The sequence below is a fragment of the Achromobacter spanius genome (assembly GCF_003994415.1).
Lineage (GTDB): Bacteria > Pseudomonadota > Gammaproteobacteria > Burkholderiales > Burkholderiaceae_B > Achromobacter > Achromobacter spanius_C.
Genome location: NZ_CP034689.1, coordinates 4,838,899 through 4,852,027 on the forward strand (window position 1 = coordinate 4,838,899; position 13,129 = coordinate 4,852,027).

At 65.5% G+C, this 13,129-nt stretch carries 9 protein-coding genes and 1 pseudogene; 7 read left to right on the forward strand and 3 right to left on the reverse strand.

Annotated features, from left to right (window positions below):
• The first annotated feature begins 71 nt into the window (after positions 1 to 71).
• From ELS24_RS22115 to ELS24_RS22125, 3 genes are read left to right on the forward strand one after another with little or no spacing between them, the layout of a single operon-like run.
• The gene (locus ELS24_RS22115; RefSeq protein WP_083447420.1) at positions 72 to 1,301 is read left to right on the forward strand and encodes an ABC transporter substrate-binding protein; all 1,230 of its coding nucleotides are present in this window, start codon (positions 72 to 74) and stop codon (positions 1,299 to 1,301) included.
• A complete protein-coding gene (locus ELS24_RS22120; protein WP_050447722.1) occupies positions 1,301 to 3,178 on the forward strand; it encodes an ABC transporter permease in 1,878 nt (625 codons plus the stop codon). Before ELS24_RS22115 ends, ELS24_RS22120 begins: the two co-directional genes overlap by 1 nt.
• Positions 3,175 to 3,933: an ABC transporter ATP-binding protein gene (locus ELS24_RS22125; protein ID WP_127185391.1), complete on the forward strand. Its 759-nt coding sequence runs from the start codon at positions 3,175 to 3,177 to the stop codon at positions 3,931 to 3,933. Before ELS24_RS22120 ends, ELS24_RS22125 begins: the two co-directional genes overlap by 4 nt.
• 46 nt (positions 3,934 to 3,979) lie before the next feature.
• On the opposite strand, the gene ELS24_RS22130 is transcribed toward ELS24_RS22125, so the two are convergent.
• The 3 genes from ELS24_RS22130 to ELS24_RS22140 all read right to left on the reverse strand — a co-directional run bounded on the left by ELS24_RS22130 (position 3,980) and on the right by ELS24_RS22140 (position 7,656).
• Entirely contained in the window at positions 3,980 to 5,803 is a 1,824-nt protein-coding gene (locus ELS24_RS22130) for a SulP family inorganic anion transporter (protein WP_164741283.1), read from the reverse strand.
• Between the two features lie 120 nt (positions 5,804 to 5,923).
• Complete coding sequence (locus ELS24_RS22135; protein ID WP_127185392.1) at positions 5,924 to 6,472, reverse strand: hemerythrin domain-containing protein; 549 nt, start codon at positions 6,470 to 6,472, stop codon at positions 5,924 to 5,926.
• Between the two features lie 23 nt (positions 6,473 to 6,495).
• Positions 6,496 to 7,656, reverse strand: coding sequence for a D-alanyl-D-alanine carboxypeptidase family protein (locus tag ELS24_RS22140; RefSeq protein WP_083447419.1), 1,161 nt, complete (start codon positions 7,654 to 7,656; stop codon positions 6,496 to 6,498).
• Positions 7,657 to 7,942: 286 nt separating this feature from the next.
• Between ELS24_RS22140 and ELS24_RS22145 the strand changes: the two genes are divergently transcribed.
• The 4 genes and pseudogenes from ELS24_RS22145 to leuS all read left to right on the forward strand — a co-directional run bounded on the left by ELS24_RS22145 (position 7,943) and on the right by leuS (position 13,125).
• Positions 7,943 to 8,401 carry an HU family DNA-binding protein gene (locus ELS24_RS22145; protein ID WP_050447717.1) on the forward strand — a complete coding sequence of 153 codons (459 nt, stop codon included), beginning with the start codon at positions 7,943 to 7,945 and terminating at the stop codon, positions 8,399 to 8,401.
• 144 nt (positions 8,402 to 8,545) lie between these two features.
• A complete protein-coding gene (locus tag ELS24_RS22150) occupies positions 8,546 to 9,064 on the forward strand; it encodes a MarR family winged helix-turn-helix transcriptional regulator (protein WP_050447716.1) in 519 nt (172 codons plus the stop codon).
• An 83-nt stretch (positions 9,065 to 9,147) separates the two neighbouring features.
• A pseudogene (locus ELS24_RS22155) lies at positions 9,148 to 10,367 on the forward strand (MFS transporter).
• A 100-nt stretch (positions 10,368 to 10,467) separates the two neighbouring features.
• Positions 10,468 to 13,125, forward strand: a complete 2,658-nt coding sequence (gene leuS, locus ELS24_RS22160) for a leucine--tRNA ligase (RefSeq protein ID WP_127185393.1) — start codon at positions 10,468 to 10,470, stop codon at positions 13,123 to 13,125.
• Positions 13,126 to 13,129: the final 4 nt, after the last annotated feature.

Sequence of the window (13,129 nt, forward strand, 5' to 3'; positions counted from 1 at the left end):
TCAATTGGCCGCTACCGGCTGCGCGCCGCGCGCCTGGCCCCGCTTGAAACCCCTACGCCTGCGATACCGCCATGCTCCCCTCCTGCCTTACCTTGCTGCGCCGCGCACTTGCGCCCGCACTCCTGGCCCTGGCGCTGACGCCCGTCGGCGCTGCCGTCGCCAAGGACAAGCAACCGCCAATACGCATTGGCGAGATCAACAGCTACAAGGCCATACCCGCCTTTCTGGGGCCGTATAAGAAAGGCTGGCAGTTGGCGGTGGAACAGGTCAATGCCGAAGGCGGCGTGCTGGGCAGGAAGCTGGAAGTCATCTCACGCGATGACAACGGCAACCCGGGCGATTCGGTGCGCGCCGCGCAAGAGCTGATTGCCCGCGAAAAAGTGGAACTGCTGTTCGGCGGCTTCCTCTCCAACACCGGCTTGGCGCTGACCGACTTCGCCAAACAGCAGAAAGTGTTCTTCCTGGCCGCCGAGCCGCTGACCGACAAGATCACCTGGCAAGAGGGCAACCGCTACACCTACCGCCTGCGCCCTTCCACCTGGATGCACGTGGCGGCGCTGGCGCCCAAGGCGCTGGCCTTGCGCAAGAAGCGCTGGGCCATCGTCTACCCCAATTACGAATACGGGCAATCCGCCGTGGCCACCTTCAAGGCCATGATGAAGTCGTTCCAGTCCGACGTGGAATTCGTGGCGGAACAAGCCGTGCCGCTGGGCAAGGTGGATGCCGGCGCGGTGGTGCAGGCCCTGGCCGACGCCAAGCCCGACGCCATCTTCAACGTGCTGTTCGCCGCCGACCTGACCCGCTTCGTGCGCGAGGGCAACACCCGTGGACTGTTCGAGAACATGCCCGTGGTGTCCGTGCTGTCGGGCGAACCGGAATACCTGGAACCGCTGGGCGCCGACACCCCCACGGGCTGGATCGTGACCGGCTACCCCTGGTATGCCATCGACACGCCCGCCAACACCGCCTTCGTCGAGGCCTACAAGAAGCGCTACAACGAAACGCCCAAAGTGGGGTCAGTGGTGGGCTATGCGTCGCTGATGTCCATCGCCCAAGGCCTGAAGGCCGCCGGCGCCGTGGACACCGAGAAGCTGGTGGACGCCTTTGCCGGCCTGAAGGTGGACACGCCCTATGGCCAGATCCAATACCGCAAGATCGACCATCAATCGACGATGGGCGTCTACGTGGGCGTGACGGCCCTGGAAGACGGCAAGGGCATCATGAAAGACTTCGCCTATATCGACGGCGCCCGCCTGCAGCCGCCCGATGAGCAAGTCCGCAAGATGCGTCCCGCGCACTGATGAGCCTGTCGGGGCTGCTGTCGCAGCTGCTTAACGGCCTGGCAGACGCCAGCGCCTTGTTCCTGGTGTCCGCGGGCCTGTCGCTGATATTCGGCGTGACCCGCGTGGTGAACTTCGCCCACGGCTCGTTCTACATGCTGGGCGTCTACCTGGCCTGGACATTCACCACCTGGTTCGGCAACGGCCCCGCGTATTGGGCGGGCCTGTTGCTGGCCGCGCTGGTGACCGGCCTGATCGGCGCCGCGGCCGAATGGCTGGTGCTCAAGCGCCTGTACCGGGCGCCTGAATTGTTCCAGTTACTGGCCACGTTTGCGCTGGTGCTCATCATCGGCGATGCGGCGCTGGCCATCTGGGGCCCCGAGGATCTGTTCGCCGCGCGCGCCCCCGGCCTGTCCGGCGCGGTCCAGATCCTGGGCCGCCGCTTTCCGCAGTACGACCTGCTGTTGATCGCCGCCGGCCCCATCGTGCTGGGCCTGTTGTGGCTGCTCTTGATGCGTACGCGCTGGGGCCGTTTGCTGCGCGCCGCCGCGGAAAACCGCAGCATGCTGGCCGCGCTGGGCGTGAACCAGGCCTGGCTGTTCACCTCCGCTTTTACCTTGGGCGCCTTCCTGGCCGGGCTGGGCGGCGCGCTTGCCGCCCCGCGTGTCCCCGCCACCCTGGGGCTGGACCTGGAGATCATCGCCAGCGCGTTCGTGGTGGTGGTGGTGGGCGGCCTGGGGTCGATACCCGGCGCCTTTCTGGCCGCGCTGCTGATCTGCTGCGTCAAAGCCGTGTTCGTTTTCCTGGGGCAGGTGCACATCGGCCCCTGGGTGTTCAACCTGTCGAAACTGACCTTGCTGGCCGAGTTTGCCGTGATGGCGGTAGTGCTGGTGGTGCGCCCTTGGGGCTTGCTGGGCAAGCCGCCTGCCCCCAGCGCCCACGCCAGTGCGCCCGAACGCCCCATTGCGCCCGCCGGCCGTCGGCTGCGGCTTGCCTATGGCCTGTTGCTGCTTCTGCTGGCGCTGGTGCCCGTCGCAACCTTGCAGTGGCCGTACCTGGGCATCTTGATGACCGAGATCCTCATTGCCGCCCTGTTCGCGGCCAGCCTGCACTTTTTGACCGGCCTGGCGGGCATGACCTCTTTTGGCCACGCCGCCTGGTTTGGCTTGGGCGCCTATGGCGCCGCGCTGCTGCTCAAGCTGGCGGCCGTTCCCATGGAGGCCGCCCTGCTGCTGGGCCCCTTTGCCGCCGCGTTCGGCGCGCTGCTGTTCGGCTGGTTCTGCGTGCGCCTGTCCGGCGTGTACCTGGCCATGCTGACGCTGGCCGTTGCGCAAATACTGTGGGCGCTTGCCTATCAGTGGGATGACGTCACGGGCGGCAGCAATGGCCTGATCGGGCTGTGGCCCGCGCCATGGCTGACGCAAGGCCCCTGGTTCTATTACGTGACGCTGGCCGTGTGCGCGGCCGGCATCGCCTGGCTGCGCCGTCTGGCTTTTTCACCACTGGGTTATGCGCTGCGCGGCGTGCGCGATTCGCCCTTGCGCGCCGAGGCGCTGGGCGTGGAGACCCGGCGCGTACAGTGGGCAGGCTTCGTCGCGGCGTCCTTCGCGGCGGGCATGGCGGGGTCGCTCTATGCGTTTTCCAAAGGCAGCATCGCCCCCGACGTGATGGCGGTGAGCCGCTCGGTGGACGGGCTGGTGATGGTCTTGCTGGGCGGCTTGCAGACGCTGGCGGGGCCGTTGGTGGGCGCGGCCGCCTACACCTGGCTGCAAGACGCCGCCGCGCGCAGCACCGAGTACTGGCACGCCGTGCTGGGCCTGGCCATCCTGGCGCTGGTCATGGTCTTTCCGGACGGCTTGGCGGGAGCCGCGGCGCGGCTACGCGGGAGGCGTGCATGACGTCCACCGGCGCCCTGCTGCAAGTGGAAGGCTTGCGCAAATCCTTTGGCGGCATCGACGCGCTGGCCGGCGTGTCCTTCACGCTTGAAGCGGGCCGGATGCTGGCCTTGATTGGCCCGAATGGCGCGGGCAAGTCCACCTGCTTCAACGTGCTGGGCGGCCAGCTACGGCCGGACGCCGGATCCGTACGGTTGGACGGCCGCGAACTGGTGGGCCTGTCGGCCGGCAAGATCTGCCGGCTGGGCGTGGGCCGCACTTTTCAGACCGCCGCCACGTTCCGGTCGATGACAGTGCGCGAAAACGTGCAGACCGCCCTGCTGGCGCGCGACCGCCTGCTGTTTCGCCCCTGGCGCCGCGCGGACCAACACGCGGCCGACGAAGCCATGGCCTTGTTGTCGCAAGTGCAAATGGCCGACAAGGCCGAGTCGCCCTGCGGCACCTTGGCCTATGGCGACGTCAAGCGGGTTGAGCTTGCCATGGCGCTGGCGCACCAACCGCGCCTGCTGCTGATGGACGAACCCACAGCCGGCATGGCCACCAACGAAAGGCACGCGCTGATGCGGCTGACGCGTCAACTGGCCGACACTCAGCGCATCGCGGTGCTGTTCACCGAACACAGCCTGGACGTGGTGTTCAAGCACGCCGACCACATCGCGGTACTGGTGCGCGGCGCGCTGCTGGCCGAAGGCGCCCCCGCCGTCATCGCGGCGGACGAACGAGTGCGCGCGGCCTACCTGGGCACCGAAGCGCCCTGAAGCCCGGCGCGGCAATCCGGCTTGAACTCGGGCTTCAACTCGAGCTTCAACCCGTGCGTTGACCCGTACCGCTTGACCCATGCGGATCAACCTCGTCCTGCGCATGGGGCGCTTGGCATTCCCAGAAAATCCTGGCCTGGCAGCCCGCGCATATATCGCGGTCCAGCCGGGCGTAGATCGAGCGCAGGGCCGTTGCCTTGTCGGGGTAGATATGGTCGGCGCCCAGCCGATCCAGAAAGCCCGTGCGCCGCCACATGTCCAGCACTTCAGGCCGGGGGCGGTGGAAATACAGGTCGCCTCCCATCGCACGCCGGGCCGCAAGCTCGTCTTCCCAGACCTGCGCGCCGGCCAGGTCAATGAAGTTCATGCTCTTGGCCATCACCAGCAGGTGGCGCGGCGCATCGGGTGCGGCACGCAGCTCGTGCAAACGTTGCGCCACATGGGCCGCCGCCCCAAAGTAGATAGAGCCTTCCATGCGCAACAGCTTCAGTTGCGGGCATTCGGGCAAAGCGTCTGGCTGATGCGCAAGTACGACAAAACGCCGATCCGGGCCACGCGAATCAAACCCCATCGTGCGCATCGCCGGGCGCGAGGTGCGATGCAGATACGCCATCAGCGACAGCACGGTGCCCAGCAGAATCGCCACTTCCATGCGAATGGTGACGGTGGCGGCCAGCGTGGCGGCGGCAATCGCGCATTCGCCGCGCTGCATGCCGATCAGTTGCCGCCAACGCGGAATATCCAGCAGCGTCCAGGCCACCAGCAACAGCAGCCCGGAAATGGCGGCGTTCGGAATCATGGCCAGCAAGGGGGCCGACAAGGCCACCAACACCACCAGCAGCACGGCGGAAAAAACCGCCGCCAGGGGCGTTCTGGCGCCCGCTTCGAAATTGGGAATGGACCGGTTCAACGACCCGCACGACAAGTAGCAGGAAAAGAAGCCGCCCACGATGTTGGACAGCCCCTGGCCCACGAATTCGCGATTGGCGTCGATGCGCTGACCTGATCGGGTAGCCACCGCCTTGGCGATGGAAATGGATTGCGCCAGCGCCACGATGGTCAGCGCGAACGCCAGGCTGAGCAGGTCAGGCAAGGCGCGCCAATCCACGCTCGGGACATGAAACGGCGGCCACGGTTGCGCGATGGCGCCCACCACCGACACCGGATCCCCGCCGTGCCTGGCGACCCACGAATTGAATGCCGCGGCCGCCAGCGCACCGGCCACCAGACCAAACAGCATGTAGGGCTTACGCTTGTCCAGCCGGCGCGTCAGCAAGGCCACGCCCAAGGTCACAAGCGTCACCATCACCGCGCCCGGGTGTATCTGGTCCAGATGCGTGCCCACGCTGACCAGCAAGGCGCCCGCGCCATGAGAGTCCGGCGACGGCACGCCCAGGCCGTCCTTCAAGGCATGCACCGCGATCAGAATGGCCGCGCCGCTGGTAAAGCCGAACAGGGCCGACGGTGAAATGAAGTGCGCCAGCGACCCCAGGCGCAGCGTGCCCACCAGCCACTGCATCAGGCCAACCAACACCGTGACCGCCAGCGCCAGCTCGATGTAGCCAGGGCTACCGGCCACAGCCAAGGGCGTCAGCACTGCGAACAAGGCCAGCGAATTGGCATTGGTGGGGCCCGACATGACATGGCGACTGGACCCGAACAGCGCCGCGACAATACAGGGGATGATGGCGGAATACAGGCCGTATTCGGCGGGCAGCCCGGCCAGCGTGGCAAAGGCCACGCCTTGCGGCAGCACCAGCAGCGCGCCCAACAGCCCGGCGGACAAATCCGCGCGCAAGGTCACGCGGCTGACGTCGTCCACCCACGAACCGAATAGGCGGCTCGCCAGTTTGCTTGCCCCACCCGTCATCTTGTCGCCTGCTCCCTCTTGTTGCCCGCGCCGTCTTCTCGTCGGCGGCTTGATGTGTGGAAAGCCGTCTAGCGTAATCCCTCACGGTGGCGCACGCAACGCAAACGGGCTGCGGACGGCTCAGGCCGCCCCGCCGCCGCGCCGCGCACGCATGGCGTGCCCGATGGCCATCAGCACGTCGTCGGACACCAGGCGCGCCGCCATGGGCAAGAGTTCATCTTCTTCACGCTGGATGTGGGCGGCATAGGCCTGCGTGAATGCCTGGACCTGCTCGGGCGGCAAGCTCGCCGGCCGGCCGGCCGCCACCTGGGCCAGGGTCTGGCGCAATGGCGCCCACAAGCGTTCCAAGCGGCGATGCTCGTCCATCAGGCCCTGCACCAGCGCGTGCAGGCAGCCCGCGTCCGACCCCGCCATGGATTCGATCAAGGCAGGAAACAGGTCTTGTTCTTCGTCTTCATGATGATGCGCGGCCGCGGTCTCGAAATAACGGGACACGCTGGCGGCGGCGGTTTGCGCGGCCTCGTCGCTGCCATGCTGCGGAAGGTGCGCGGCCAGCCGCGTCAGCGTGGCGCACTGACGCGCGATGCGCCCGTGACAGGCCGACAACAGCGCCAGCGGATCATCCGCCCCCGGCGCGGGCGCCGGACCACCAGGAAAGCTCACCGCCATCGCACACCTCCCAAGCATGCCCCTTAACCGGAATGGCCACGCCACCACATTCGGACCGAGTCCCAGGCGCGCCCCGCGAATCCCGCTTCGGCCACGGGTTCCAGCGCCACCACCGGAAACTGCATCGCCGGCTTGCCGTCCACCATCACGCGCAAGGCCCCCACCGTTTGCTGGGCCGCGATGGGCGCCACCAGCGGCTGCTGCGGCGTCCACACGGGTTCGACCTTGGCGCCAGCCGGCACGGTCACATAGGCATCCCGCGCGAAGCCCGCCTTCAAGCTGTCGCTTGCGCCTTTCCAGACTTCGGGCGTGGCCACCTCCTGGCCGCGCGCGTACAGCTTGATGGTATTGAAACCCTGGAATCCCCACTCCAGCAACTGCCGGCTTTCCTGCGTGCGCAGCTTGTCGGACGCCGTGCCCACCACCACCGTGATCAAGCGCCGCTGGTCGGCGCCATTGGGTCGGCGCGCGCTGGCAATGATGCAATAGCCGGCGGACTCGGTATGCCCCGTCTTCAACCCGTCCACGCTGGGGTCCAGCCACAGCAGACGGTTGCGGTTGGGCTGCGTGATCTTGTTGAACGTGAACTGCTTGGCCGAATCGTAGGTCTTGTACAACTGCGGGAAATCGCGGATGAAGCGCGTGGCCAGAATGGACAGGTCGCTGGCCGTGGAATAGGTGCCCGGGTCGGGCAAGCCATGCGGGCTGGCAAAGTGCGTGGCGTGCAGGCCCAGCCTTGCCGCCGTGTCGTTCATGCGCGCGACGAAGGCTTCCACGCTGCCGGAAACGGCTTCCGCCAAGGCAATGGCCGCGTCGTTGCCGGACTGGATCATCAAGCCGCGCAGCAAGTCATCCACCGTCACTTTCGAGCCAGGCTCCAGGAACATCTTCGAGCTGCCCGCGGGCACTTTCCAGGCCCGCGTCGAAATAAGCACCGTTTGGTCCGGCGTCAATTCCTTCTTGTTCAATGCCTCGAACACCACGTAGGCCGTCATGATCTTGGTCAGCGATGCCGGTTCAATCCGGGTGGTGGCCGCGTGCGACGCGATCACCTGTCCGCTGGTCTCATCCAGCAACAGCCAGGCCTTGGCCGACAACACCGGTTCGGGCATCGATTGCGCCATCGCGCTGGACAGGCATGCGGTTGCGACGAGCAAGCTCGCCGCCAGTTTCTTCATCAGCATAGGGGTACGTTGCATTCCTGCATTCTGGTTTTTCGCACGCAATTGGAACACGGCGGGCAGCATTGGTTCAGCGTCGCGCCGCGCTGCAAATACAGGGCTTTCCGACACGGCATTTCCGGCGGAACCCTTGCAGCAAGCACTTTTCTGCGTCAAAACAACAAACAGCGGCTTAAATCCCGGCGAAAAGCCGCTTAAACGACGCGTCTTCCGCTATCATCGGGCGCGTGGCGTTCAATGCCGATACCCGGCGCGCGCTGCCTCATGTCCTCAACTACGGATTTTGACCATGGCCACGAAAGCAAAAGCTCCTGCCAAGAAAGTCACCAAGCCCGCCGTCAAGGCGCCCGCAAAGAAGGCAACCGCCGCCAAGACTGCTGTGAAGCCCGCAGCAAAGAAGGCCGTCGCCGCCAAGAAGGTCGCTGCTGCACCCAAGGCCATCAAGGCTGCCCTGAACAAGACCCAACTGGTCGCTTACATCGTTGAGCAATCCGGCGTTGAAGCCAAGGCCGTCAAGGCCGTTCTGGCCAGCCTGGAAACCTCGGTGCTGGGTTCCGTGGACAAGAAGGGCGTCGGCGAATTCACGCTGCCCGGCCTGTTCAAGGTTGCCGTGCAGAAGGTTCCCGCCAAGGCCAAGCGCTTCGGCAAGGACCCGTTCACTGGCGTTGAGCGCTGGTTCCCCGCCAAGCCGGCTTCGGTCAAGGTGAAGGTTCGCCCGCTCAAGAAGCTGAAGGACGCCGCGCAGTAATTCGCGCGACCATCCGGTCAAGCCGGAAAGGCCCGCCTCGAAAGAGGCGGGCCTTTCTTTTTTTGCCGACCATTTTGCGTGACTCCGAATCGGCGGTTAGAATTTATCTTAACGTTAAGAAACTTCATATCAAAGTATTACACCATGCCTACGACTGACCTTGTCGATCTGGTGATCTCGCAATGGAGCACGGAATGTCCCACGCAGGACTTTGCCGCCATGGCCGTCATCACCCGCGTGTTCCGCTTGAACGCCTTCGCCACCCGCAACGTGAATCGCAGCTTTCGCCGCCACAACCTGCACCAGGGCGAATTCGATGTGCTGGCCACGCTTTACCGCACGGGCGCGCCGCACGCCATGAATCCGCAGAAGCTGGTTGACGCGCTGCTGCTTACCTCGGGCGCCATGACCAACCGGCTGGACCGCCTGGAGCAAGCCGGCCTGCTGGTGCGCAACCCCAACCCGGACGACCGCCGCGGCATCATCGTGTCGCTCACCGCGGAAGGCCTGCGCGTGATCAAGCTGGTGCTGAAGGACTATTTGAAGGACCTGGGCGAACTGCTCGACCCACTATCCCCCACGGAACGCAAGCAACTGGCCGGGCTGTTGAAAAAACTGCTGCTCAAACATGATCAGGAAACTCCGGGAGGCATCGGCGCCTGACACGCAGTACCCATCCGGCCGATTCGATTTCGCCGCCTGCCTTACCCGCCAGACTCTTACCCGCCCGACTCGCCTTACCTCTTATGACTTCCGCTTCCGCCCCCACCCCGATGCCGGTGCTGACCGCGCCCATCATCCTGTTGATGTCCGTGGCTACCGGCCTGGCCGTCGCCAGCAACTACTACGCGCAGCCTCTGTTGCACACGATCGGCCAGCAATTCGGGCTGTCAAACGCGGCGGCCGGCGCCATCGTCACCACCGCTCAACTCAGCTATGCGCTGGGGTTGATGCTGCTGGTGCCATTGGGCGACCTGTTCGAACGCCGCGGCCTGATTGTGCTGATGACGCTATTGTCCGCAGGCGGGCTGCTGATTTCGTCCTTTGCCAACAACATCATCGTGCTGCTGGTGGGCACCGCGCTGACGGGCCTGCTGTCCGTCGTCGCCCAGATTCTGGTGCCGTTCGCGGCGACCCTGGCCGCGCCGCATGAGCGAGGCAAGGCCGTGGGCACCGTCATGAGCGGCCTGTTGCTGGGTATTTTGCTGGCCCGCACCGTTGCCGGCGCGCTGGCCGACCTGGGCAGTTGGCGCACGGTGTACTGGGTGGCCGCCATCCTGATGCTGATCATGTCCGCCGTTCTTTGGCGCGTGCTGCCCCGCTATCAGAGTCCGACGTCGATGAGCTACCCCCGCCTGCTGGGTTCGATCCTGCGCATGTTCGTCGAAGAGCCGCTGTTTCGCGCCCGATCGCTGCTGGGCTTTCTGTTGTTCGCCGCGTTCAGCATGCTGTGGACGCCGCTGACCTTCCTGCTCGCCAGCCCCCCTTATGCGTTCAGCAATACCACCATCGGCCTGTTCGGGTTGGCGGGAGCGGCGGGCGCCTATGCCGCCAACCGGTTTGGCCGGCTGGCCGACCAGGGCCTGGGCAACCTGGCTACCCGCGTCGGGCTGCTGTTGTTGCTGGGTTCCTGGGGCTGTTGGCGTTTGGCCAGATGTCGATGCTGGCGCTGCTGGCGGGCATCGTGGTGCAGGACCTGGCGATCCAGGGCGTCCATGTCACCAATAGCAGTTCGCTGTATCGCCTGCGCCCCGAAGCCCGCAGCCGCCTGACCGCCGGCTACATGACCAGCTACTTCCTCGGCGGCGCCTCCGGTTCACTGGTATCGTCCTGGCTTTACGCCCATTTCGGCTGGCCCGGCGTGGTCATCGCGGGCGCTGTTCTGGGCGTGGTTACATTGGCCTATGGCGCCTTGGCGCCCAGTGCGCGCATCCCCGAAACAGCCCCGCCCCCGCGCCGCGTCTAGCACCTCCTATAATCAGGGGTTTTGACCGCCACCGCGTCAGGCCGCCCCCGCGTCCACGCGGCGGGGCGGCTCACCCTTTTTTGCCACCGTGCCCGAGCCCATGCAGGAACGTTACCTCCCCACTACCGTCGAAGCGGCCGCCCAACAAGACTGGCAGGCCCGCGACGCCTATCTGGTCCATGAACACGCGAAGAACGCCGACGGCTCCGAAAAGCCGAAGTTCTACGCCTGCTCGATGCTGCCCTACCCCAGCGGCAAGCTGCACATGGGCCACGTGCGCAACTACACCATCAACGACATGATGGCGCGCCAGTTGCGCATGCGTGGCTATAACGTCCTGATGCCCATGGGCTGGGACGCCTTCGGCATGCCGGCGGAAAACGCCGCCATCAAGTCCAAGGTGCCGCCGGCCAAATGGACCTACGACAACATCGCCTACATGAAGAAGCAGATGAAGGCGATGGGTCTGGCAATCGACTGGACGCGCGAAATGTGCGCCTGCGATCCCCAGTACTACAAGTGGAACCAGTGGCTGTTCCTGAAAATGCTGGAAAAAGGCGTGGCCTACCGCAAGACCCAGGTTGTGAACTGGGACCCGGTTGACCAAACCGTGCTGGCCAACGAACAGGTCATCGACGGCCGTGGCTGGCGCTCGGGCGCGCTGGTTGAAAAGCGCGAGATTCCTGGCTACTACCTGCGCATCACCGACTACGCCGACGAGCTGCTGGGCGCCGTCCAGAACGACCTGCCCGGTTGGCCCGAGCGCGTGCGCCTGATGCAGGAAAACTGGATCGGCAAGTCCGAGGGCCTGCGTTTCGCCTTCCCGCACAAGATCGCCGGCCAGGACGGCCAACTGATCCAGGACGGCAAGCTGTATGTCTTCACCACCCGCGCCGACACCATCATGGGCGTGACCTTCTGCGCCGTGGCGCCGGAACACCCGTTGGCCACGCACGCCGCGCGCAACAACCCCGAGCTGGCCGCCTTCATCGAACAGTGCAAGCTGGGCGGCACGACCGAGGCCGAGATGGCCACGCGCGAAAAGGAAGGCATGCGCACGGGCCTGACCGTCACGCACCCGATCACGGGCGCGGACGTCGAGGTCTGGGTGGGCAACTACGTGCTGATGACCTACGGCGACGGCGCCGTCATGGGCGTGCCCGCGCACGACGAACGCGATTTCGCCTTCGCCAAGAAATACGACCTGCCCATCGCGCAGGTCGTGGACGTGGCCGGCAAGGAATACTCCACCGCCGCCTGGCAGGAATGGTATGGCGACAAGCAGTCGGGCCGCACCATCAACTCCGGCAAATACGACGGCCTGTCGCACAAAGAAGCCGTGGACGCCATCGCCACCGACCTGGGCGCGCAAGGCCTGGGCGAAAAGCAGACCACCTGGCGCCTGCGCGACTGGGGCATCTCGCGCCAGCGCTACTGGGGCACCCCGATCCCGATCATCCACTGCGCCGATTGCGGCCCGGTGCCGGTTCCCGAAAAAGACCTGCCCGTTGTCCTGCCCGACGACCTGATCCCCGATGGCAGCGGCAACCCGCTAGCCAAGAACGAAGCCTTCCTGTCCTGCGCCTGCCCCAACTGCGGCAAGCCCGCGCGCCGCGAAACGGACACGATGGATACCTTCGTGGATTCGTCCTGGTACTTCATGCGCTATACCTCGCCGGGCAACGACAACGCCATGGTCGACGCGCGCAATGATTACTGGATGCCGATGGACCAGTACATCGGCGGCATCGAGCACGCCGTGCTGCACCTGCTGTATGCGCGCTTCTGGACCAAGGTCATGCGCGACATGGGCCTGCTCAATTTTGACGAGCCCTTCACCAAGCTGCTGTGCCAGGGCATGGTGCTGAACCACATCTATTCGCGCAAGACGGCCCAGGGCGGTATTGAATATTTCTGGCCTGAAGATGTTGAAAACGTCTACGACGAGCGTGGCGCCATCACCGGCGCCAAGCTGAAGTCGGACGGTTCGGCCATTACGTATGGCGGCGTGGGCACGATGTCCAAGTCCAAGAACAACGGCGTCGACCCGCAATCGCTGATCGACACGCTGGGCGCCGACACGGCTCGCCTGTTCGTCATGTTCGCCAGCCCGCCCGAGCAGACCCTTGAATGGTCGGATTCCGGCGTGGAAGGCTCCAACCGCTTCCTGCGCCGCCTGTGGTCCATCAGCTACGCGCGCCGCGACGCCGTGGCCCGTGGCCTGGCCAATGGCGCCGACTGGTCGCAAGCCACCGCCGCCGTCAAGGATCTGCGCCGCGAGGTCTACACGCTGCTCAAGCAGGCCGACTACGACTACCAGCGCATCCAGTACAACACCGTCGTGTCCGCCTGCATGAAGATGCTGAACGCCATCGACGACGCCAAGCTGCCCGAAGATGCCGCCGCCGATGCCGCTTATGCCGAAACGCTGGGCGTGCTGCTGCGCGTGCTGTACCCGGTGGTGCCGCACATCACCTGGCATCTGTGGCAAGACCTGGGCTACGCAAAAGAGCTGGGCGACCTGCTGGACGCACCGTGGCCGCATGTGGACGAAGCCGCCCTGATCGCGGACGAAATCGAGCTGATGCTCCAGGTCAACGGCAAGCTGCGCGGCTCCATCCGCGTGGCCGCCGGCGCCGCCAAGGAAGACATCGAAAAACTCGCAGCCAGCCAGGAAGAGGTTTCCCGCTTCCTGGAAGGCCGTCCGCCCAAGCGCGTCATCGTGGTGCCGGGCAAACTGGTCAACGTCGTAGGCTGATGAG

What these genes read in the sequence shown, in the direction of transcription:
- ELS24_RS22135 (WP_127185392.1), bottom strand. Translation starts at nt 6,472, where the DNA reads ATGGCGGTGAGCTTTCCTGGTGGTCCGGCGCCCGCGCCGGGGGCGGAT.
- ELS24_RS22145 (WP_050447717.1), top strand. Translation starts at nt 7,943, where the DNA reads ATGGCCACGAAAGCAAAAGCTCCTGCCAAGAAAGTCACCAAGCCCGCC.
- ELS24_RS22140 (WP_083447419.1), bottom strand. Translation starts at nt 7,656, where the DNA reads ATGCTGATGAAGAAACTGGCGGCGAGCTTGCTCGTCGCAACCGCATGC.
- leuS (WP_127185393.1), top strand. Translation starts at nt 10,468, where the DNA reads ATGCAGGAACGTTACCTCCCCACTACCGTCGAAGCGGCCGCCCAACAA.
- ELS24_RS22150 (WP_050447716.1), top strand. Translation starts at nt 8,546, where the DNA reads ATGCCTACGACTGACCTTGTCGATCTGGTGATCTCGCAATGGAGCACG.
- ELS24_RS22120 (WP_050447722.1), top strand. Translation starts at nt 1,301, where the DNA reads ATGAGCCTGTCGGGGCTGCTGTCGCAGCTGCTTAACGGCCTGGCAGAC.
- ELS24_RS22125 (WP_127185391.1), top strand. Translation starts at nt 3,175, where the DNA reads ATGACGTCCACCGGCGCCCTGCTGCAAGTGGAAGGCTTGCGCAAATCC.
- ELS24_RS22130 (WP_164741283.1), bottom strand. Translation starts at nt 5,803, where the DNA reads ATGACGGGTGGGGCAAGCAAACTGGCGAGCCGCCTATTCGGTTCGTGG.
- ELS24_RS22115 (WP_083447420.1), top strand. Translation starts at nt 72, where the DNA reads ATGCTCCCCTCCTGCCTTACCTTGCTGCGCCGCGCACTTGCGCCCGCA.